Annotated in this window: 17 protein-coding genes; 13 read left to right on the forward strand and 4 right to left on the reverse strand. The window is 64.9% G+C overall.

Annotated features, from left to right (window positions below; all coding sequences use genetic code 11):
• Nucleotides 1–149 precede the first annotated feature (149 nt).
• From AC1D13_RS13350 to AC1D13_RS13385, 8 genes are all read left to right on the forward strand, one after another.
• On the forward strand, nucleotides 150–1,604 hold the full coding sequence (locus tag AC1D13_RS13350; RefSeq protein WP_477667006.1) for a benzaldehyde dehydrogenase: 1,455 nt from the start codon (nucleotides 150–152) through the stop codon (nucleotides 1,602–1,604).
• 88 nt (nucleotides 1,605–1,692) lie between these two features.
• Complete coding sequence (locus AC1D13_RS13355; RefSeq protein WP_477667007.1) at nucleotides 1,693–2,460, forward strand: coniferyl-alcohol dehydrogenase; 768 nt, start codon at nucleotides 1,693–1,695, stop codon at nucleotides 2,458–2,460.
• Between the two features lie 84 nt (nucleotides 2,461–2,544).
• Complete coding sequence (locus AC1D13_RS13360; protein ID WP_457281819.1) at nucleotides 2,545–4,224, forward strand: DUF1302 domain-containing protein; 1,680 nt, start codon at nucleotides 2,545–2,547, stop codon at nucleotides 4,222–4,224.
• 23 nt (nucleotides 4,225–4,247) lie between these two features.
• Nucleotides 4,248–5,606, forward strand: a complete 1,359-nt coding sequence (locus tag AC1D13_RS13365; RefSeq protein WP_457281820.1) for a DUF1329 domain-containing protein — start codon at nucleotides 4,248–4,250, stop codon at nucleotides 5,604–5,606.
• Entirely contained in the window at nucleotides 5,606–6,685 is a 1,080-nt protein-coding gene (locus tag AC1D13_RS13370; RefSeq protein ID WP_477667008.1) for a WD40/YVTN/BNR-like repeat-containing protein, read from the forward strand. The genes AC1D13_RS13365 and AC1D13_RS13370 overlap by 1 nt, the downstream gene beginning before the upstream one ends.
• A gap of 39 nt (nucleotides 6,686–6,724) precedes the next feature.
• Nucleotides 6,725–9,151, forward strand: coding sequence for an efflux RND transporter permease subunit (locus AC1D13_RS13375; RefSeq protein ID WP_457281822.1), 2,427 nt, complete (start codon nucleotides 6,725–6,727; stop codon nucleotides 9,149–9,151).
• Nucleotides 9,148–10,287, forward strand: coding sequence for an ABC transporter substrate-binding protein (locus AC1D13_RS13380; protein ID WP_457281823.1), 1,140 nt, complete (start codon nucleotides 9,148–9,150; stop codon nucleotides 10,285–10,287). The genes AC1D13_RS13375 and AC1D13_RS13380 overlap by 4 nt, the downstream gene beginning before the upstream one ends.
• Before the next feature lie 31 nt (nucleotides 10,288–10,318).
• The gene (locus tag AC1D13_RS13385) at nucleotides 10,319–11,275 is read left to right on the forward strand and encodes an alpha/beta hydrolase (protein WP_477667010.1); all 957 of its coding nucleotides are present in this window, start codon (nucleotides 10,319–10,321) and stop codon (nucleotides 11,273–11,275) included.
• A gap of 9 nt (nucleotides 11,276–11,284) precedes the next feature.
• Here AC1D13_RS13385 and AC1D13_RS13390 read toward each other — a convergent pair whose 3' ends face one another.
• The gene (locus tag AC1D13_RS13390) at nucleotides 11,285–13,402 is read right to left on the reverse strand and encodes an acetoacetate--CoA ligase (RefSeq protein WP_477689699.1); all 2,118 of its coding nucleotides are present in this window, start codon (nucleotides 13,400–13,402) and stop codon (nucleotides 11,285–11,287) included.
• Nucleotides 13,403–13,495: 93 nt separating this feature from the next.
• Between AC1D13_RS13390 and AC1D13_RS13395 the strand changes: the two genes are divergently transcribed.
• The 5 genes from AC1D13_RS13395 to AC1D13_RS13415 all read left to right on the forward strand — a co-directional run bounded on the left by AC1D13_RS13395 (nucleotide 13,496) and on the right by AC1D13_RS13415 (nucleotide 17,619).
• A complete protein-coding gene (locus AC1D13_RS13395) occupies nucleotides 13,496–13,939 on the forward strand; it encodes a ribonuclease HI family protein (protein WP_457281826.1) in 444 nt (147 codons plus the stop codon).
• Nucleotides 13,940–14,046: 107 nt separating this feature from the next.
• A complete protein-coding gene (locus AC1D13_RS13400; RefSeq protein ID WP_477667011.1) occupies nucleotides 14,047–14,439 on the forward strand; it encodes a RidA family protein in 393 nt (130 codons plus the stop codon).
• A gap of 76 nt (nucleotides 14,440–14,515) precedes the next feature.
• Nucleotides 14,516–15,136: a TetR/AcrR family transcriptional regulator gene (locus AC1D13_RS13405; protein WP_457281828.1), complete on the forward strand. Its 621-nt coding sequence runs from the start codon at nucleotides 14,516–14,518 to the stop codon at nucleotides 15,134–15,136.
• A gap of 226 nt (nucleotides 15,137–15,362) precedes the next feature.
• Nucleotides 15,363–16,247 (forward strand): alpha/beta hydrolase, encoded by an 885-nt coding sequence (locus AC1D13_RS13410; RefSeq protein ID WP_457281829.1) that lies wholly within the window; start codon nucleotides 15,363–15,365, stop codon nucleotides 16,245–16,247.
• Between the two features lie 85 nt (nucleotides 16,248–16,332).
• Nucleotides 16,333–17,619, forward strand: a complete 1,287-nt coding sequence (locus AC1D13_RS13415) for a solute carrier family 23 protein (RefSeq protein ID WP_457281830.1) — start codon at nucleotides 16,333–16,335, stop codon at nucleotides 17,617–17,619.
• Between the two features lie 151 nt (nucleotides 17,620–17,770).
• On the opposite strand, the gene AC1D13_RS13420 is transcribed toward AC1D13_RS13415, so the two are convergent.
• The 3 genes from AC1D13_RS13420 to AC1D13_RS13430 form a co-directional block, all read right to left on the reverse strand.
• Nucleotides 17,771–18,922: an ABC transporter substrate-binding protein gene (locus AC1D13_RS13420; protein WP_457281831.1), complete on the reverse strand. Its 1,152-nt coding sequence runs from the start codon at nucleotides 18,920–18,922 to the stop codon at nucleotides 17,771–17,773.
• A 235-nt stretch (nucleotides 18,923–19,157) separates the two neighbouring features.
• Nucleotides 19,158–19,508 carry a hypothetical protein gene (locus tag AC1D13_RS13425; protein WP_457281832.1) on the reverse strand — a complete coding sequence of 117 codons (351 nt, stop codon included), beginning with the start codon at nucleotides 19,506–19,508 and terminating at the stop codon, nucleotides 19,158–19,160.
• A 191-nt stretch (nucleotides 19,509–19,699) separates the two neighbouring features.
• A complete protein-coding gene (locus tag AC1D13_RS13430; RefSeq protein WP_457281833.1) occupies nucleotides 19,700–21,007 on the reverse strand; it encodes a hypothetical protein in 1,308 nt (435 codons plus the stop codon).
• Nucleotides 21,008–21,031: the final 24 nt, after the last annotated feature.

Consider the following 21,031-nt stretch of genomic DNA (forward strand, 5'->3'; position numbering starts at 1 on the left):
AGGGTATGTCCCGGGTTTCCCAGTGAAAAAACTTTGGGTGCAGCGCAGCAAGCGGACTCTTTCGCGCGGCGCTGGTACATGCATTGCGATACAGGAGCACGACGCGCCGATGTGGCGAGCTGATCAAACAACCGTAAGGACAAAAGCAAATGGGTGTATCCGACGCGATGGCATTTCTGGATTTTTCCGCGCTGACGCAAGCGCCGCTAGGCGGCGGGAAGCGCGACGTGGTCGAGCCGGCGACCGGGAAAGTGATGTGCACGGTGGGCATCGCCAATGCGGCGGACGTGGCCGCGGCCACGCGGGCGGCGGCCAACGTGCAAAAGCCCTGGGCCGCCCTGCCCCCGCGCGAGAGGGCCGACGTCTTCCGCCGCGCCGGCGCGCTGTTCCAGCAGCACTTTGATGAACTCGCTCTGTATGCCACGCGTGAGACGGGCGGCATCCTGCCCAAGGGGCAGCATGAGATTCGCGAAGCCATCACCATCTGCCACCTGGCCGCCGCCATGCCGCTGCAGCCCCAGGGCCATGTGCTGCCCAGCGTACCGGGGCGCACCAGCATCGCCCGCCGCGTGCCGCACGGCGTGGTGGGTGTCATCTCGCCCTTCAACTTTCCGCTGATCCTGACGCTGCGCGCGGTGGCCCCGGCGCTGGCCGCGGGCAACGCCGTGGTGATCAAGCCCGACACCCGCACGCCGGTGACCGGCGGCCTGATGATCGCGCGCATTTTTGCGGAGGCCGGCCTGCCCAGGGATTTGCTGCATGTGCTGCCCGGCGACGCCGAAGCCGGCGAAGCTTTGGTCACCGACCCGCTGGTGCCCATGATCGCCTTCACCGGCTCGCCCGCGGTGGGCCGGCGCATCGGCGAGCTCGCGGGCAAGCACCTGAAGAAAGTGTCGCTGGAACTCGGCGGCGCGAACTCGCTGATCATCCTGGACGACGCCGACCTGGACATCGCCGCGAGCAACGCCGCCTGGGCCGCCTACCTGCACCAGGGCCAGATCTGTATGGCCGCCAACCGCATCCTCGTTCACCAGAGCATCGCGGCCCCGCTGCTGCAGCGCCTGGTCGCCAAGGCCACGCACCTGCCGGTCGGCGACGGCGCCACAGGCCAGGTTGCGCTCGGGCCGCTGATCGATGCGCGCCAGCGCGATCGCGTGCATGCCATCGTGCAGGACAGCATCAAGGCCGGCGCGAAGCTGGAAGCCGGCGGAAGCTACGACGGCCTGTTCTACAAGCCGACGGTGCTGTCCGGCGTCAAGCCCGGCATGCGCGTGTTCGATGAAGAGACCTTCGGCCCGGTGGCCAACATCGTCACTTTCGGCAGTGACGAGGAAGCGGTCGCGCTGGCCAACAACAACAGCGGCAGCCTGGCCTGCGCCGTCATCTCCCGCTCCGTGGGCCGCGCCATGGCCGTGGGGCAGCAGCTCAAGGCCGGCATGGTTCACATCAACGACCAGACCGTCAACGACGACTGCGTCAACCCTTTCGGCGGCCCCGGCATCGCGGGCAACGGCACCAGCGTGGGCGGCCCGTCCGACTGGGAGGAATACACGCAGTGGCAGTGGATGACCGTCAAGGACACCGCGCCCATGTTCCCGTTCTAACGGAACGCTTCGACTTTTCGGCTTTTTCGATTTTTTTGGCTCACCACATCAAGGAGACCTTCATGAATCCGCATACCCGGGAGGCTTTATGAGCCTGCAAGGCAAAACCATTGTCATCACCGGCACCTCGTCCGGCATCGGCGCCGAGGTGGCCAGGCTGGCGCGCTTCCAGGGCGCCACGGTCATCGGCATGGACCGCAACGATCCCAGCCTGACGCTGGGCGGCTTCATCAAGGCCGACCTCGGCACCGCCGCGGCCATCGATGCCGCCGTGGCCCAGTTGCCGGCGCAGGTTGACGCGCTGTGCAACATCGCCGGCGTACCCGGCACGGCTGACGGCGAGCTGGTGGCCCGCGTGAACTACCTGGGCCTGCGGCATCTGACGGAAAAGGTGCTGGCGCGCATGCCGCGCGGCGGCAGCATCGTCAACGTGGCGTCCATCCTGGGCGCCGAATGGCCGCAGCGGCTGGCCCTGCACAAGGAGCTGGCGGCAGCCAAAGGATTTGAAGCCGGCGCCGCATGGCTGCGCGGCCACCCGGTGCCGCAGGCGACCTGCTACCAGTACTTCAAGGAAGCCCTGATCGTCTGGAACGCCACGCAGTCGCAGGAGTGGTTCCTGGGCAAAGGCGTGCGCATGAACTGCGTGGCGCCCGGCCCGGTGTTCACACCCATCCTGGGCGACTTCGTGGCAATGCTGGGCCAGGAGCGCGTTCAAGCCGATGCGCATCGCATGCTGCGCCCTGGCTTTGCCGACGAAATCGCACCCGTCATCGCCTGGTTATGCAGCGACGCCGCGCGCTGGGTCAGCGGCGCCAACATTCCCGTTGATGGCGGCCTGGCCTCTACCTATATCTAACTACATCTAACGCTGACACGCCACGGGTGCGAGGGCACCCATCCCCCATTCACGTAACAACGACACATAACGAGGAGACATTCGATGAACAAGGTATTCACCCCCTTCAGGCCAGCCACGCTGGCCTTGGCCTGCGGCCTGGCTTGCGCACTGCCGGTCCACGCCCTGGAATTGGACAACGGCGACCCCGACACCAAAATCCGGCTGGACTTCACACCCAAGTACAGCCTGGCCTGGCGGCTGAAGGACCCGTCCGCACTGCTCACCTCGCCGGCCGCCCGCGGCGATGGCGGTGTGACCAATGAAAACGACGGCGACCTCAACTTCAAGAAGGGCCTGATCTCCAACCGCGCCGACCTGTTGACCGAATTTGACTACAGCCGCAGCAACTGGGGCCTGCGCATCAGTCACTCCGCCTGGTACGACTCGCAGTACCTTCGCGCCAATGCCAATGACGGCACGGCCGGCGTCAGCAACTTCGCCGGCCAGGCCGCCAACCAGTTCGTCCCGGCAACCCGGGAGCAGCATGGCCGTGGAGACGAATTCCTCGACGCCTTCGTCTGGGGCAAGGGATCCATCGGCAGCATGCCAGCCTCGATCCGCGTCGGCAAGCACGCGCTGCAGTATGGCGAGAGCGTGTTCTTCGGCCAGAACGGCATTGCCAACGCGCAAGGCCCGGTGGACATCGCAAAAATCGTCTCGGTGCCGAACTGGCAATTCAAGGAAGTACTTCTGCCGGTGGAGCAGATTTCCGGCACGCTGCAGGTGGCCGATGGCGTGACGCTGGGCGGCTACTACCAGCTCAAGTGGCGGCCCAGCAAGATTCCCGGGGTCGGCAGCTATTTTTCGAACCAGGACTACATAGGCGGCGGCCGTGTCTATCTCGGCGGGCCGGTGCTGCCCACCGACACCAGCCGCGACCAGAAGCCGGGCGACAGCGGCCAGTTCGGCGCCCAGTTGCGTTGGGCGCCGGCCGGCGGCAACTATGAGTTCGGCGTGTACGCGGCACGCTACAACGACAAGACCCCGGCCGTTCCGGTGTTCGACCTGATCAACGGCAATGTGCACAACGTCTACGCCAAGGGCATCAAGACTTTTGGTGCCAGCGTCACTTCGTCGATAGGACAGCTCAACTGGGCGTTGGAGGGCTCGGTGCGCACCGACGCGCCATTGGCCAGCGATCCCGCCGTGCTGGGCGGCGCACCCTTCATGCCACCAGTCAACTGCGACGGCTCGCCCTCCAACCCGTGCTATGCAACCGGCAAGACGGCGCACCTGAATCTGTCGGGCATTTACGTACTCAACAAGTCCAGCCTGTGGGACGGCGGCGCCCTGGTGGCCGAACTGGCCTGGAACCGGCTCATGAGCGTGACAAAAAACCCCAGCGCCGTTGGCTTTGGCGGGCTGGACCCGAACGCAACGCGGAACGCCGCGGCGTTCCGCATGATCTTTGAGCCGCAGTACTTCCAGGTGCTGCCGGGCCTGGACCTGTCCATCCCGCTGGGCCTGGGCTACAACTTCGGCGGCCGTTCCGCAGCCGTTATCAACTTTGCTGGCGGGGCCAGCCAAGCGGGCGACGTGAGCATAGGCATCAAGGGCAAATACCAGAACGTCTGGAACTTCGCCCTGAACTACACCGCCTTCTTCGGCAAGGAAAACACCCTGACCGTCACGGACCCCAGAACCCCCACCCGCATGCTGTCTTATGGGCAAACACTGAAAGACCGCAACTACGTTTCCTTCACCGCTTCCCGCACTTTCTGAAAAACATTACAGAGACAACCATCATGATGCAGACCGCAAAACTTTCATTGCTCGTGGCCGCCCTGCTGGCCGGCGCCATGTCCGCCCAGGCCGCTGTCACCGCCGAAGAGGCCGCCAAACTCAAATCCTCGCTGACGCCCATGGGCGCCGAGAAAGCCGGCAACAAGGAAGGCACCATTCCGCCGTGGGAAGGGGGCCTCGCCAAGGCCACCCCGGGCTACAAGAACGGCGACGCGCGGCCCGACCTCTACCCCAACGAAAAACCCATCCTGTCGATCAACGCCAAAAACATGGCGCAGCACGCCGACAAGCTGACCGACGGCGTGCAGGCCCTGATGAAGAAGTACCCCGACTTCCGCGTCGACGTGTACCCCACGCACCGCACCGCGGCGGCGCCGCAGTCGGTGTACGACAACACCTTCAGGAACGCCACCCGGGCCAAGACCATTGAAGGTGGCTACGGCATGGAAGGCGCTTTTGGCGGCACACCATTTCCGATTCCCAAAGACGGCTATGAAGCCATGTGGAACCAGCGCACAGCCTGGCGCGGCGGCAACTTTTCCATGCCGATGCGCGTGTGGGTGGTGACGTCCGATGGCAAGCGCACCATGGCCTCCGGCGGCACGCAAACCATACGCCAGGCCTTCTACGACAAGGACGGCACCGCCGAGAAGTTCGACGGCTATTACCAGTACGGCAAGCTGGTGGTCAACGCGCCGGGCTCCAAGGCGGGCGAAGCCATTCTCGCGCTCGACGGTGTTTCGGATGCCGCGCCGCGCGGCCTGTGGCAGTACCTGGTGGGCCAGCGCCGCGTGCGCAAAGCGCCTTCCGTGGCCTACGACACACCCGACTCGGTGACCTCCGGCATCGGTCTGTTCGACGAGGCCTTCACGCTGTTTGGCCCGATCGACAAGCACGAATTCAAGCTGGTGGGCAAGAAGGAAATCTACATTCCCTATAACAACAACCGCGCCGCCTCGGCCAAGATCGAAGACCTGGTGACGCCCAACACGCTGAACCCTGCGCAGGTACGCTGGGAGCTGCACCGGGTATGGGAAGTGGAAGCCACACTGGCTGCCGGCAAGCGCCACGTGGTGCCCAAGCGCAAGTACTACATCGACGAAGACTCCTGGCAGATCGCGCTGTTCGACGGCTGGGACGCCAAAGGCCAGCTCTGGCGCACCAACTACGCACTGATGCTGACGGCACCGGACATTCCGGCCGTGACCAACGTCGTGCTGTGGGGCGGCTATGACATGCAGACCGGCGCCTATTACCTGAACATGGCTTCCAACGAGCTGCCCAAGCAGTACGAAGTGCAGCCGCCGATTCCGCGCTCCTTCTTCAGCGCTGAATCGCTCGCCAGCGAAGGCGCTCGCTGATGACCGGAAGTGCCCAGCCTCGCGCTGCGCGGCGGGCAGCCCTGATGGGGCTGCTCGGCTGGGTGGCCTCCGCTGCACTCCCCGCGTGGGCTGCCAACGGGCCCGCCGTGTTGTCACAGCCGGCGCTGGTCACGCCCAAGGCGTCAGGCGCGGCCACATTGGCCGTGACACGGGCCGGCACCCGGCTCGTGGCGGTGGGAGAGCGCGGCACGGTGTTGCTGTCGGATGACCATGGCGCCACCTGGCGACAGGCGCAGGTGCCTGTGCAAGCCACCTTGACGGCCGTGTGTTTCGCCGATGAACGCACCGGCTGGGCCGCAGGACACCTGGGCGTGATTTTGCGCAGCGTCGACGGCGGGGCCACCTGGGAAAAGCAGCTCGATGGCATCCAGGCGGCCGAGCTGGTGAAGCAGGCTGCGCAGCGCAGTGGCGACAGCCAGGCCATGGCGCAGGCAGAGCATCTGGTTGAAGAAGGTGCAGACAAACCATTTTTTGACCTGGAATTTGTGGATGCCCGGCGCGGCTTTGCCGTCGGTGCTTACAACCTGATTTTTGCTACCGAAGACGGCGGCAAGACATGGACCGCGTGGGGGCCGCGGCTGCCCAACCCGAAAGCCCTGCATCTGTACGGCGTGCGCGCCCACGGCCGCACGCTGGTGATCGCCGGTGAGCAGGGCTTGCTGCTGCGCTCAAGTGACGGCGGGGCCAGCTTTACCGCGTTGCAGTCACCGTACAAGGGCAGCTTTTTCGGCCTGCTGCGCACCCGAGGCGGCGCGCTGGTGGCCTACGGCCTGCGCGGCTCAGCCTATCGCTCGACAGACGAGGGCGTGCACTGGGACAAGCTCGACACCGGCGTGCCCATGGCGGTGGGAGCCGGCATGGCTTTGCCGGACGGCGGTTTTGTGCTGATGAGCCAGGCGGGCGACGCCCTGATGGGCACCGCAGGCGGGCCCGGCCTGCGGCGCATCCCGGCACGCGAGCCGGTTCCGGTTTCCGGCGTTGCCCTGGCGGCCGACGGCAGCCTGGTGCTGGCAAGCCTGCGTGGCATGCGGCACTTGCCCGCACTGCCGGCTAACTGAAAACAACGAAGAGACATACGCCGCCAACAGCGAAACTTTATGCACGCCGATTCCTCCTCCTCCGCTTCCTCTTCAGATACCCAGCCCGTCGTCGCGCGGCTTGAAGACTTTGACACGCGTTCGGGCACGCTGCTTGAGCGCGCTTTTTTCAATCACCGGCCCTGGGTCATGGCGGTGTGCCTGCTGCTGACCCTCGTGCTGGGCTGGCAGGCCACCAAGCTGCAGCTCAACGCCAGTTTTGAAAAAACCATTCCGACGGGCCACCCCTACATCGTCAACTACCTGGCCCACAAGGCCGATCTCGGCGGCCAGGCCAATGCGCTGCGGCTGGTGGTGGAGGCCCGGCAGGGCACGATCTTCGACAAGGCCTACCTCGATGCGCTGCAGAAGATCAACGACGAAATCTTCCTGCTGCCCGGCGTGGACCGGCCTTTCATGAAGTCGCTGTGGACATCCAACACCCGCTGGGTGGCCGTGACCGAAGAAGGCCTGGACGGCGGGCCGGTGATCCCCGATGCCTACGACGGCTCGCCTGCCAGCCTGGCCGGGCTGCGCGCCAACGTCGAGCGCTCGGGGGAAATCGGCCAGCTGGTGGCGGGCGACTTCAAGTCCAGCATCGTGTTTGTTCCCTTGCTGGACCGCAACCCGGACACCGGCAAGGCACTGGACTATGGCGATTTGTCACGCCAGATCGAAGTCCTGCGCGCCAAGCACGGCAGCGATGCGCTGCAGATCCGCGTCACCGGTTTCGCCAAGGTGGCTGGTGACCTGATCGAGGGCCTGCATCAGGTGTTGCTATTCTTCCTGCTGGCACTTGCCATCACCACCGCGGTTCTTTTTGCCTACACCCGCTGCGCCCGCAGCACCGCGCTGGTGGTGGCGTGTTCGGTGGTGGCGGTAGTCTGGCAGTTCGGCTTGCTGGCATTGCTGGGCTATGAGCTTGACCCCTATTCGGTTCTGGTGCCCTTCCTGGTGTTTGCCATCGGCATGAGCCACGGCGCACAAAAGATGAATGGCATCATGCAGGACATAGGCCGCGGCACGCACCGTGTGGTGGCGGCCCGCTATACCTTCCGGCGCCTGTTCGTCGCAGGCCTGACCGCCCTGCTCTGCGATGCTGTGGGCTTCGCGGTGCTGGTCATCATCCAGATCAAGGTCATCCAGGACCTGGCCCTGATTGCCAGCATCGGCGTGGCGGTTCTGATCTTCACCAACCTCGTGCTGCTGCCCATCCTGTTGTCTTATGCGGGTGTGGCCCCTGCTGCGGCGGCGCGCAGCCTGCGCCAGGAAGCATCACAGGGGGCGCAACGTTCATGGCTATGGGCCTTGCTGGACCATTTCACGCAAAAGCGCTGGGCCACGGCAGCAGTGGTCGTTGCGGCGCTCATGGCCGCAGGCGGCTATGCCATCAGCCTGCACTTGAAAATCGGCGACCTCGACCCCGGCGCGTCCGAGCTGCGGCCCGGCTCGCGCTACAACCAGGACAACGCCTACCAGATCGCCCACTACGCGGCCAGCGCCGACATCCTGACTGTGATGGTGACCACACCCGCGGATAAATGCACGGCCTACGGCACGCTGGCCAAGGTGGACGCCCTGGCCTGGCAGCTTGAACAATTGCCCGGGGTGGAGTCCACCAACTCGATGGCCGCGCTGTCCAAGCTGGCCATGGTGGGCTACAACGAAGGCAACTTCAAGTGGTTTGAGCTGCTCCCCAATGAAGGCGCCCTGGGCGGGGTGCAGACGCGCGCGCCGCGCGAACTCTTTAACCAGAGCTGCTCATTCCTCGCGCTGTACGTCTACCTGAAGGACCACAAGGCCGAAACCCTGGCGCGCGTGGTGGCCGATGTGGACCGCTTCGCTGCGATCAACAACACGCAGGACGTCACCTTCAAGCTGGCCGCGGGCAGCGCCGGCATTGATGCGGCGACCAATATCGTGGTGGGCAAGGCCATGCGCGAGATGCTGCTGTGGGTGTATGCAGCGGTGGTGATTTTGTGCTGGGTCACCTTTCGCTCCTGGCGTGCGGTGGTGGTGGCGGTACTGCCGCTGGTGCTGACCTCGATCCTTTGCGAGGCGCTGATGGTGGGCTTGGGCATGGGGGTGAAAGTTGCCACGCTGCCGGTGATTGCGCTGGGCGTGGGCATCGGCGTGGACTATGCCCTCTATGTGCTCAGCATCACGCTGGCCCGCATGCGGGAAGGCGCCAGCCTGTCCGAGGCCTACCACCACGCGCTGCAGTTCACCGGCCGCGTGGTCCTGCTCACCGGCATCACGCTGGCGCTAGCCGTTGGCACCTGGGCTTTTTCGCCCATCAAGTTCCAGGCCGACATGGGCATTTTGTTGGCCTTCATGTTTGTGTGGAACATGGTGGGGGCGCTGGTCCTGCTGCCCGCGCTGGGCTACTTCCTGCTGCGGCCGGCGGTGGCCCTGCCCATGCCGGTCAATGCACGAGTGCCGGTATGAGCCGGCGTAGCGACACACTGACCCGCCGCACGCGCAGGCTTCTTGGCACGGCGATGCTGCTGGGCGCGGCCGCGGCAAGCCATGCCGCGCCCGACACCCTGGTCGTCGGCCAGTCTCTGCCGCTCACCGGTGCGGGCTTTCCGGTCGCCAACCGCGTGCTGGCCGGCGCCCGCGCGCATGTGGAGCGCGTCAACGCGTCGGGCGGAATTGCCGGGCGACGCGTTGAACTGGTGACGCTGGATGACGGCGGTGACCCACGGCGTGTGGCGGCCAACCTGCGCATCCTGGTGGGCCAGCACAAGGCGGTGCTGATTGCCAATTGCCTCGGTGAACGGGCCTGCCTTGAGGCTGCCCAGGCCACGCGCGAACTTCGCGTGCCGCTGGTCGGCCCGATGTCGGGCGCGTCGGCTTTGCGTTCCCCCGATGTCCGCCATGTTTTCAGCCTGCGACCGGATGATGCGCGCGAGGCCGATGCACTGGTGCGCCAGCTGGCATCCATCGGCGTCACCCGGGTGGCGGTGCTGGCCGACGGTTCCGAACCGGCGCGCACCGAGGCGCTGGTGGCAGCCTTGCAACGCGACGGCCGGCAGGTCACACGCATCACCGCCGACGCGCGGCTGGCGTCCATCGAAGCGGCATTCCGCGACGTGGCCAAGGCCGCGCCGCAGGCCCTGGTCCTCAACCTGGGCAACGAGGTGCTGGATGCGCTGGGGCGGCTTCCGGCCTCAGCCTATGACAGCGTGCCGTCCACCGTCGCCACTTTGTCGACGGCGGGGCTGACGCAGCTGACACGGCTGTTCCGCAACCGGCTGGTGGGCTACACCAGCGTGGTGCCGAATCCCGAGGTGGCCCGCCTGCCCATCGTGCGCGAGCTCGAGCGCGATGCAGACGATTTCATCGGCCCCGAAGCTATGACCTTCGAAGGCCTGGAGTCCTACCTGAATCTGCGTGTCTGCACGGAGGCACTGCGCCGCGCCGGGCCCCGCGCCGACGGGCTGCGCCTCGGCGAGGCGATTGAAAGCCTTGGAGCACTGGACCTGGGCGGCTTCAGGCTCTCGTTCGGCCGGGAGCGGCACCACGCCTCGGACCATGTCGAGATCGGCATGCGCGCCCGCGACGGCAAATTGTTGCGATGAACACGTTACCCACCCATGAGGAGACTCTCGAATGAATGCTGTTGTGAAGCCGGTGCTGGAGACGGCCGATATGGACCCTGGCCTGGCCGGCTTTCTGGCCCAGGCCGCCGCGCAAGGCAATCCGCCGCTGGAAAGCCTGCCACCTGCCATCGCACGGCAGGTTTACCGCGAGCTGGCCGACACATTGGGTTTGCCGGCCCCGGCCATCGGGAAAGTGGATGACACCAGCTTTCCCGGTCCGGGCGGCCCCGTGCGCCTGCGCGTGTACAGCCCCGACACCATCGGCCCCTGGCCTGTGCTGCTGTATGCGCATGGCGGTGGTTTTGTAATCGGCGACCTGGAGACCCATGACAAGGTCTGCCGCACGCTGTGCCACCACACCGGCATGCTGGTCGTGGCGGTGGATTACCGGCTGGCGCCGGAGCACCCCTTCCCCGCCGCACCTGACGACGTCGAGGCCGCCTTGCGCTGGGTACTGGCAAATGCCTCTGCGTTGGGCGGCGACGCAAACCGTATCGCGGTGGCCGGCGACAGCGCCGGTGCACAGCTGGCACTGGTGGCATCACGGCGCGTGAACGCAAAAGCCGTTCGCGCGCTCGGCCTGATCTATCCGGTGGCACAACACCCCAGCCAGCCCAGTGCCTCCTACCCGGAGAACGAAGGCAAATTTCTCAGCATGGGCGTGATGCAGTGGTTTATGGCCAGCTATCTCGGCAAGCAGGCCGGTGCGGACAAGCATCCTGACTTTGCCTTGCTGGACTCAGGGGGCCTGGCGAACCTTCCCGCCACCTGGGTGGCCACCATGGGCCACGACCCGTTGCGTGACGAAGGCCATGCCCTCGCACTGCGCGTGGCCTCGACCGGGGTGGAGGTGGCGCACCGGCACTACCCGGAGGCGATTCATGCCTGTATCCATTTCACTGCCGTATCGCCTGTCGGTTTGCGGGTCATGACGGACCTGGCGCAGTGGTTGCGCGCGCGGGTGTGAACCGCCTGCTCAATCCCGCCGATCACCTGCGGCACGCTTTTGCGCGAAAGCCACGTACCAGTCCAGGCAACCGGGGTTGGCCATCGCGTCGCGGTTCACCACCTTCTCCAGCGGCTGGCCCAGCAGCAGTTTCTTGATCGGCAATTCCTGCTTCTTGCCCGAGAGCGTGCGCGGAATTTCCGGCACGGCGAAGATGTCGTTGGGCACAAAGCGCGGCGACAGCGCGGTCTTGACGGCCTGGTTGAGTTTGGCTTTCATCGCGTCATCCAGCTCGTGGCCGGGACGCAGTACAACGAAGAGCGGCATGTAACTTTCACGGCCCAGGTATTCAAGGTCGACCACCATGGAGTCCAGCACTTCGGGCAGCGCCTCAATCGCGCTGTAAAGCTCGCTGGTGCCCATGCGCAGGCCGTGGCGGTTGATAGTGGCATCGCTGCGGCCATAGATGATGCAGCTGCCCGAGGGCGTAACCTTGAGCCAGTCGCCATGCCGCCACACGCCGGGGTAGGTGTCGAAGTAGCTCGCGAGGTAGCGTTGGTTGTCCTTGTCGCCAACGAAGTAAAGCGGCATGGACGGCAGCGGCTGCGTGCAGACCAGCTCACCGACTTCATCGACAACGGACTCGCCCTTGTCGTTCCAGGCCTCGACCGCGCAGCCGAGGATGCGGCATTGCATTTCGCCGGGAACCACGGGCAGTTCGCGGTTGCCGCCTATAAACGCACCGGCGAAATCAGTCCCGCCGGAAATATTGCACCACCAGATCGGTGCCCCCACGCTTTTCACTTCGTGTAATACGCTGCCCCTCGAGGGGGCTGCCTGGCCTTGGGGCGGCCCGGCGGTCAGGCGTCTTCGGTTTTCCCGATCACGTAGCTTCTCGAACTGCGCGGTTCCCCATCGCTGCGTGTCCTCACTCAGCGGTGATCCCGTCGTGCCCAGCGTGCGCAGCCGGCTCAGGTCTCCGCACTGCGCGAGGTCAATGCCCGCCTTCATGCAGTTGGCAAAGAAGGCCGCGCCCGCTCCGAAGAAGGTAGCGCGGGTGTTGGCGACAAAGCGCCACAGTGTGGTCCAGTCAGGTGCGTCCTTGTTCGTGCCCGCCGGGTTGCCGTCGTAGATGCAACAGGTCGTGCCGTTAAGCAGGCTGGCGGCCTGCACGTTCCACATGATCCAGCCGGTGGAGCTGTACCAGTGAAATCGTTCCGGATTGACCGGGTCGGCACAACTGGGTGCCAGGTCGTTGTGCAGGCGCAGCAGCGCCAGCCCCACCAAGGCCACGCCACCATGGCCGTGGACGATAGGTTTGGGCAGGCCGGTGGTGCCGCTGGAATAGACGATCCACAATGGGTGGTCAAACGGCAGCCAGAGTGGCTCGAAGGCCGCTGTTTGTGCATCGTTTCGGGCTGTGGCGCTTTGCAGGTATGCGCAACCAGCTATCAAATCAATAGCATTTGAATTGCCGGGCAGCACCTCGTGAAGGATCACGTGCGTGACGCTGGGCAACGCCGCAACCAGCTCCGCCACCACGCTGCGGCGGTCGATGTCCTTTCCGCCGTAGTGCACGCCGTTACAGGCAATCAGCACCTTGGGCTCAATCTGGCGAAAACGGTCCAGCACAGCGGGCGTGCCCATGTCGGGCGCGCACACGCTCCACACGGCGCCTATGCTGACCGTCGCGAGGAAGGCGACCATGGTCTCGGGCGTGTTGGGCAAGTAGGCGGCCACGCGGTCGCCGGGCTGTACGCCCTGCGCCTTCAGGTGCAAGGCCAGCGACGCCGACTGCCGGCGCATCTCGGCCCAACCCAGTTCCCGCGCTGCTTCGCCGTTCGCCAGGCTGGCTTCACCGTGACTGACGATGGCAGGCACGCCCGCCGCGTCGGCCGCGGCCGTGTGGCGGAACACCTGCTGCGCGTAGTTGCCCTGCGCACCGGGAAACCACTCAGCCCCCGGCATGCTGCGCCGGCCCAGCACGGCCGTGTGCGCGGTGGGCGACTGCAGTTCGAAGTAATCCCAGATGCTTTGCCAGAAGGCGTCGAGGTCGGTGACCGACCAGCGCCACAGCGCGTCATAGTTGTCGAATGACAGGCCGCGTGTGGCCTGCAGCCAGTTTTGGTACTTGCGTATCTGGAACATGGCCGTAACCATAAACCAGGACGAGGCGGATGCGACCCGGTGGTATCCCCGCCATGGCCTATATTGGCTAACTCCGCATGAAAGAAGTGCTCATTGAATAGCGCCCCCTGGATCATCTACTGCGACGGCAGCGCCGTGCCGAACCCTGGCCGTATGGGCCTGGGTGCAGTCGTTACCGGGCCGGACGGCAGCCGGCATCCGCTGTCTATCACCGCGGAAGGCCGAGGCTGCAACAACGAAGCGGAGTTGCGTGCGCTGATGGCGGCCATGCAGTACGCCGGGCAGCAGGGTGCAACGGCGCTGCTTGTTCACTGCGACAACAGCGTGGTGGTCCAGCAGCTGGCGGGAACTGCCACGGAGCCATTCCTGCGCCTGGCTCCGCTGTTCGAAGAGGTGCGCGCCGTGCTGCACTCCTTCGCGAGCGCGCGGCTGGTGTGGATACCTCGCCACCGCAACCGGGAGGCCGATACGCTGGCCCGGGCGGCGGTGGGGCTGATGCCCAAAGGCCCGACGCCAACGATCAGGCGTCGCCGTTAGCCGCAGGTGTGAATGCTTCGTTCCCGCGCGAAGCAAAGAAGTGCCGTAGCCGCGTACAAATGTGGATGTACCCGCATCACCCCGCACACCCTGCCCAGGAGCAACGCATGGCCAAAGAGATTATTCGCGTCGAGCCCCTTTCAACCTGGCTCGAGCGGTGGAAGGCGCCCACTTCGGTCATGACGCGCCATGGCGATACGGTCTATGTCTCTGGCCTTCCGCCGTTTGATCCCGCCACGGGTGAGGTCATCAATGCAAGCCTCGAACGCCAGACCGAGCTGGTGCTGGAGCAGATGAAGCTCTGCCTGGAAACAGCGGGTTCGTCGCTGGACCAGGTGCTGAAGTGCAACATCTATTGCACATCGGTCGAGAAATTTGCAACGGTCAATGCTATTTACGCCCGCTACTTTCCCCAGGATCCACCGGCCCGGATTTTCATCTGCGTGCCGGCATGGCCAGGGCACTTTGACATCGAGATCGATTGCGTCGCCGCCTGCTAGCCCTGCGCGGAAGATCCGAAACCCGTGACGCGGTGAGGGGATTGCACTTTCGCACAATCGTGCTAATATTCGCCGCATGGACGCCAAAACCCAGAAAAGCGAAATGACCCGCGCCGCCATCATCGGCGCAGGCATTGACCTGGCTGCGGCGGAAGGTCTGGAAGCCATCACCTTGCAGGCTGTGGCCGACCGCATCAGTATTTCCAAGAGCGGCGTGTTTTCACGCATCGGCTCGCGCGAGGCTTTGCAGAAGGCCGTGATCGAAGAGTTCGGCCGGCGCTTCATTGCCGACGTGTTCGTGCCCGCCATGCAGCAGCCCAAGGGCCTGCCGCGGCTGGAAGCCATCGTGCAGCGCTGGATTGTGCGCACGCGCGATGTGGAAGCCAAGTCAGGCTGTATTTACACGGCGGGCGCCTTTGAGCTGGACGACCGCGAAGGCGAGCTGCGCGACCTGCTGTTCAGCGAGGTCACCCGCTGGCGCGCCACGTTGCGGCGCACCGTGCTGCAGGCCATGGAGGCCGGTCAACTGAAGGCCGACACCGATGCGGAACAGCTGGTCATGGAAATCAGCAGCATTGCCATGGGGATGTTTCACGATGCCCGTTTTCTACGCGATGCACGCGCGGCTGAACGGGCCCAGGCAGCCTGGGAGCGCCTGATCAAGAGCTACCAGACCGAGACAGTCACCAAAAAGTAAGAGACAAACTGGGCGGAAAGGGCAGCCATGCCATTTTCGATGTGTTGGCAAGTTTTAATTTCGCACGACTGTGCGGAGAAATGAGGAAATCATGTTGATCCTGATCATTGGCTTTGGCATTTATTTTGGCGTTCGCGCCGTGATGGCGGTGCAGGCTTCGCTGCGCACACTGCCGCGCAGCAATGAAGACTGGGTCTGGTACTGAAAACCGCGGAGACAGCAGACCATGACACGCACATCGCTCCAGGCCACCGCGGCCTTTTATAACGCCAGCCCCCTGACACGCATTTTCCGCTGGGGGCTGGGCGCTTCGCAGCAGCTCTGGCCGGCGCTGGCTGTGCGGGCGGCTTACCGCCTGTTCGGCACACCGCTGCCGCCCAAGTGGGTGAGTCGCCGCAGAAAGTGGAGCCCCGACTGGCACATTGAGCAATGGCCTTTTGAAGACGCCAGCGTGACGATGTACAGCCGCCCCGTCGCGCCTGCCGGCCCGGTGGTGCTGTTGGTGCACGGCTGGGGCGGACACGCCGGGCAGATGCTGGCGCTGGCGGAGGTCTTGAGCGCGCAAGGCTTGCGGCCCGTGATTGTTGAGATGCCGGCGCATGGCCGCAGCAGCGGCTCGGTCACCAACCTGCCGCAGTTTGCGCGCGTGCTCGAGTACGTGACCGCACGGCTGCAGCAACAGGGCCATACGCTGCGCGCGGTGGTGGCGCATTCGCTGTCGGCGAACGCCGGCGCTTATGCCGCCAGCCGCGGGCTGGCGGCCGGCCGGCTGGTGTTGCTGGCGCCGCCTGCCTCGCCGCTCGAATACACGCGGCTGTTCGCCCACGTATTCGGCCTGCGCGAATCCACGCGCGCGGCCATGCAGCGGCGCATCGAGGCGCGCGAAGGCATTTTGATGCCGCAGTTCGAGCCGGCGATGGTCGGCCCGCGCATCGCCCTGCCCACGCTGGTGGTGCATGACCGGCAGGACAGCATCAACCGCTTTGCCGACGGCGTGGCCTATAGCGAGGCGATCGCCGGCGCACGCCTGGTGGCCACCGAAGGCCTGGGCCATCGCAAAATCCTCAAGGATGATGAGGTGCTGCGCCAGGTTGCCGCTTTCCTGGCCTGAGCCAGGTACCTCTCCAGCGTGCCCGCCCTTGTGCGGCGCGCGCATTCCCCCTAGCATTGCCTCACTTTTACAACGAGGAGACATGATGGGAATGCTGGACTGGACAGAAAAAAGCAGCGCGGTATTGCAACAGGGCGGCGTCATCGGGCCCGACGAACGCCTGCCATGGCCGCAGACCGCGGTGATGGGCGTGCAGCACGTGATCGCGATGTTCGGTGCCACGGTGCTGGCACCCATCCTCATGGGCTTTGACCCCAACATCGCCATCCTGATGAGCGGCATCGGCACGCTGATTTTCTTCGTCATCACCGGCGGCAAGGTGCCCAGCTACCTGGGTTCGAGTTTTGCCTTCATCGGTGTGGTGATTGCCGCCACGGCCTACGCCGGCAAGGGGCCGAATGCCAACCTGGGCGTGGCCCTGGGCGGCATCATTGCCTGCGGCGTGGTGTATACGCTGATCGGCTTCATCGTGCAGTCCATCGGCACCGGCTGGATAGAACGTTTCATGCCGCCTGTGGTCACCGGCGCCGTGGTGGCGGTAATCGGCCTGAACCTGGCCAGCATTCCCATCAAGAATATGGCGGCCGGTAATTTCGATTCATGGATGCAGGTGGTGACGTTTGTGAGCGTCGCCCTGGTGGCCGTGATGACACGCGGCATGGTGCAGCGGCTGCTGATCCTGGTCGGCCTGATCGTGGCGAGCGTGATTTATGCAGTGCTGACCAACGGACTGGGCCTGGGCAAGCCGATGGACCTGTCGGGCATTGCCAATGCCGCCTGGGTCGGCCTGCCGGGCTTCACAGCACCGGTGTTCAGCGCCAATGCCATGCTGCTGATTGCGCCCGTCGCCATCATCCTGGTGGCGGAAAACCTCGGCCACATCAAGGCGGTGACGGCCATGACGGGCAAGAACCTCGATGTCTACATGGGCCGCGCCTTCATCGGCGACGGCGTGGCGACCATCGTCTCGGGCAGCGCGGGCGGCACCGGCGTGACGACTTACGCCGAGAACATCGGCGTGATGGCGGCGACCAAGATCTATTCCACCGCCGTCTTCGTGGTGGCGGCGCTGATCGCCGTCGTGCTGGGCTTCAGCCCCAAGTTCGGCGCGCTGATCCAGGCGATTCCGCTGCCGGTGATGGGCGGCGTGAGTATCGTGGTGTTCGGCCTCATCGCCGTGGCCGGCGCCAAGATCTGGGTCGACAACAAGGTGGACTTTTCGGACAACCGCAATTTGATTGTTGCCGCCATCACGCTGGTGCTCGGCACCGGTGACTTCACGCTGAAGTTCGGCCAGTTCGCACTGGGTGGCATCGGCACCGCGACCTTCGGCGCCATCCTGTTGTACGCCTTGCTGAGCCGCAAACCCTGATCAACGAATCGCTATCTATTTGATAGCTGCTTGCGCAAGTCCTGATTGGGCTTCAGCTTCCTTTTAATGCCAAGAGCCCCGGTTGACCCAACAACCGGGGCTTTTTTCTGGCTGGCGGCAACAGGCGCTGCCAGCCAGGATCAATGGTCCATCAGCCCAGGAAACGTCCACCTGCGCCGAGAACACCCAGTTCGACAAATTTCGAACCCGCGAACGGCGGCGCGGCATAGTCGACACTGAAACCGCCGAGGTCGAACTTCTGCAGGCCGGCCAGTGCGGTGCGCAGCTTGGCGCGCGTCAGGTCGCGGCCGGCGCGCTCCAGACCCGCGGCCATCACGTGGGTGTTGATGTAACTCTCCAGGCTGCCGAGCGAGAACTCCTGCTGGCCGATGGCGCGCATGGCGGCCTGGTACTCACGCACCACCTCGAGCCTGGCGCGATACGGGTCGGGGAACACCATGGTCAGCGCCAGGCCGGAACCGGCCGCGCCCAGCGCCTTGATGCCTTCGCCTGACAGCGTGACACTCAGGCCCGCGATGGGCAGCATGGGCGAAACTTTCTTCAGCGCGGCAATCACGCCGACCGAAGCCGAGCCGGCGGTCCCCAGCAGCACGGCGCCGGGCTTGCCCGCGACGACCTGGCTGACGACGTCGTTGAGGTTCTTGCCGTCGACGGCGAGCGCCACCTGCGCAGCGGCCTTCGCGCCCTGCGCCTGGAGTGCGCGATTGACGTCGGCCAGCACTTCCTTGCCGTAGTCGTTGTCCAGATAAACGACGGTAAGGTCCTTCATGCCCATGCTCACGAGCCGCTGCACCAGACGCTGGGTTTCGTCGGTGAAGCTGGCGCGCACGTGGAACACGTTGCGCATGCCGGGCTTGCGCAGCGACGAGGCGCCCGAGCGCGGCCCGACGTAAGGCAGGTTGGACTCTTCAATCACCGGCATGATGGCGGCGTTGTTGGGCGTGCCGACGCAGGACATCAGCGCAAAAATGCTGCCGTCACCGATCATCTTCTTGACGTTGTCGGCGCTGCGCTGCGGCACATAGGCATCGTCCATCATCTGGAACTGCAGCATGCGGCCATTCACGCCGCCCTTGGCGTTGATCTCGCCCATGGCGGCATCGACGCCCTGCTTCAACTCGGCGCCCACACCGGCCAGCGGGCCGCTGGTCGCGCCCGTGCTGCCGATGGTGATGGCCTTGGCCGTCAGGCCTTCCTGGGCGTAGGCGTTGCGGATGAAGGCAGGGGCGGCGGCAAGGGCAGCCATTTGAGGGGCAAACGAAAGGAAGCGGCGGCGAAGCATCGCAAATCTCCAAAAGGTGGGGTAGCCGTGAAGGCCAAAAGACAAGGCCGAGTGACCTTGCAGGGTAAAAACCGCTCGCCAACCGGCGCACAGCAGCGCGCCAGAAGGGCAAAGCAAATCATTTAGGATTAAATGATTCTAGGGGTAAACCCTTACCAATTGATGACAAAGCGCAGGCAGCTGTGAAATTGCCGGGGCATGGCCGGCTTATCGTCGGCCTGGCCGGTTTAGCCAGTTACTTGGCCTGGGGCTGGCCAGTAGCCCTGGCAAGGGCCGCCTTGGTTCTGGCGAGTTCGCGTTCCAGGTCGGCACGCTCGCCGATTTCCTGTTCCAGGGTTTCATTGACCTGCGCGAGGTCTTCAGCGGATTCCTGGATGCGGGTTTCGAGGGCGTCGGTTTTCTGCAGGGCCTGAGCCACTTCGCCGGCTTGCACATGCGGCGGGAGTTCCTGCTTGAGCACCGTATTGATCACCAGCAGCTCGGCGGCCGATTGCTCCACGGTGTCCTTGACGGCTTCGTTTTGCCCGAGCGCGCGCTCCAGGGGAGTCGATGCGGTGGTGGAAGCGGCAGACTGCTGCTGTGGCATATCGATGGCCTTATGGTCGGTTGATGCGGGTCGTTGAAACGTGGGTATCCGCAAAAAATGATGGTGTTGGCTTGCGCTGCTTCAGCGGGATTTTAACCACCTGCGGCAAATTCAGAGGGCCAGAAGCTCAGCATCGGATGTGGGTATTGACGGCAACCGGACCCGCCGGGCGCAGTTGATGGATCGGACCCTCAGCGCGATTTGGGCGGTGCGGCGGGTGCCTTGCCGCTGCGCGCCGCGCTGGCAGGCTGCGCCGGGCCCGGGCTGAAAATCTTGCCCAGTGTGGAGCCGATGCGGGCCCCAATGGCCGTGCCAACACCCGGCAGTACCGCAGTGCCCACCACGGCGCCCGCAATGGCGCCGCCCGACACGGAGAATTTGACGTTGTCGAGCGGGCCGCTGACCGTCAGCGGGATGCCCACTATGCCGTCCACCAGGTCAATGGCAAACTCGCCCGCGATCTGCCGGTTGGCAATTTTGGCGTCACCCGAGGCGGTGAGCGCACCGGAGCTGGCCCTCACGCCGGTGTAGGTCACCACCATACCCTCGGGCGTGTTCTGCGTGTCGAGCTGGCCCGTGATGGTGTCCAGCGGTGTCTGGCCGGCGTGTTCCTTGCCGGCCGTGCGCACGGCCTTTTCCAGGTCAAAGCGCAGCAGCATGGACTTGCCCACCGTAAAGGGGGTTTTGGTGTGCAACGACTGCGCCAGCTCGGCCACCGTGTCGCCGTTGGCCGACAGTGTGGTTTCGCCAGAGGCCCGACCTGCAACGACAGACCGGCGATTGAAAGCAGCCAATGCACTTTCAACTTCGATATCGCGGGGCTGCAGGGTGCCTTCGAGATGCATGCGCCCGTTGGCGCGAAACTCGAGCCGGACTTCCCCATCGGCCGTGCCGCCGCCCACCCGAATGCGTGTATCCCAGCGGTCTTCCTGGCCCTGGCGTGTCAGGCTCAGCTGGGTGGTGGGCTCGACATTGGGACGCCTCAGCGCGGCCTTGCGCGGACGCCAGCCGGGGTCAAAATCAACCTCGCCGTCATACACCACAGAGATGCCGCGGCGCGAGATCCAGGTCACGTCGTGAAACACAAAGCGCGCCAGCGGCAGTTCATCGCCGGCCATCTCGTCTTTTTTTTCACGCTGTTTCCCCAATCCGCGCAGCGACAGCTGGGGCACCACGGCACCTTCCAGATCGGCGCGGTCAATTTTCACGCGGCGTTGCCACAGGGCGAAGAGGTCCGGATAGACGGTGAGTTTTTTAATCAGGATCGGCTGGGGCTGTTCCGTGCTGGCCTCTTCAATCACCACCGCCGGCGAAGGCAGCAAACGCCAGTGCAATGCACCGACACGGACCTTGACGCCCAATTGCGCCTCAAGCTCGGTGGCAGCACGCTGCGCGAGTTCCTCGTCACTCGGCAACAGCCGGAGTGCGGCGAACCACAGCAAGCCGAGGGCCAGTGCGACACCCAGCAGCCCTGCCAGCCATTTGTGCGAACGTGTCATCGGCCCGATGGAGCCGGGCAGCCC

Source organism: Polaromonas sp. P1_E12, from assembly GCF_056405975.1.

Excerpts from the sequence above, each read along its gene's own strand:
- AC1D13_RS13400 (WP_477667011.1), top strand. The coding sequence starts at position 14,047 with ATGGCCAAAGAGATTATTCGCGTCGAGCCCCTTTCAACCTGGCTCGAG.
- AC1D13_RS13350 (WP_477667006.1), top strand. The coding sequence starts at position 150 with ATGGGTGTATCCGACGCGATGGCATTTCTGGATTTTTCCGCGCTGACG.
- AC1D13_RS13385 (WP_477667010.1), top strand. The coding sequence starts at position 10,319 with ATGAATGCTGTTGTGAAGCCGGTGCTGGAGACGGCCGATATGGACCCT.
- AC1D13_RS13365 (WP_457281820.1), top strand. The coding sequence starts at position 4,248 with ATGATGCAGACCGCAAAACTTTCATTGCTCGTGGCCGCCCTGCTGGCC.
- AC1D13_RS13380 (WP_457281823.1), top strand. The coding sequence starts at position 9,148 with ATGAGCCGGCGTAGCGACACACTGACCCGCCGCACGCGCAGGCTTCTT.
- AC1D13_RS13360 (WP_457281819.1), top strand. The coding sequence starts at position 2,545 with ATGAACAAGGTATTCACCCCCTTCAGGCCAGCCACGCTGGCCTTGGCC.
- AC1D13_RS13405 (WP_457281828.1), top strand. The coding sequence starts at position 14,516 with ATGGACGCCAAAACCCAGAAAAGCGAAATGACCCGCGCCGCCATCATC.
- AC1D13_RS13370 (WP_477667008.1), top strand. The coding sequence starts at position 5,606 with ATGACCGGAAGTGCCCAGCCTCGCGCTGCGCGGCGGGCAGCCCTGATG.
- AC1D13_RS13410 (WP_457281829.1), top strand. The coding sequence starts at position 15,363 with ATGACACGCACATCGCTCCAGGCCACCGCGGCCTTTTATAACGCCAGC.
- AC1D13_RS13390 (WP_477689699.1), bottom strand. The coding sequence starts at position 13,402 with ATGTTCCAGATACGCAAGTACCAAAACTGGCTGCAGGCCACACGCGGC.
- AC1D13_RS13425 (WP_457281832.1), bottom strand. The coding sequence starts at position 19,508 with ATGCCACAGCAGCAGTCTGCCGCTTCCACCACCGCATCGACTCCCCTG.
- AC1D13_RS13430 (WP_457281833.1), bottom strand. The coding sequence starts at position 21,007 with ATGACACGTTCGCACAAATGGCTGGCAGGGCTGCTGGGTGTCGCACTG.
- AC1D13_RS13375 (WP_457281822.1), top strand. The coding sequence starts at position 6,725 with ATGCACGCCGATTCCTCCTCCTCCGCTTCCTCTTCAGATACCCAGCCC.
- AC1D13_RS13420 (WP_457281831.1), bottom strand. The coding sequence starts at position 18,922 with ATGCTTCGCCGCCGCTTCCTTTCGTTTGCCCCTCAAATGGCTGCCCTT.
- AC1D13_RS13355 (WP_477667007.1), top strand. The coding sequence starts at position 1,693 with ATGAGCCTGCAAGGCAAAACCATTGTCATCACCGGCACCTCGTCCGGC.
- AC1D13_RS13415 (WP_457281830.1), top strand. The coding sequence starts at position 16,333 with ATGGGAATGCTGGACTGGACAGAAAAAAGCAGCGCGGTATTGCAACAG.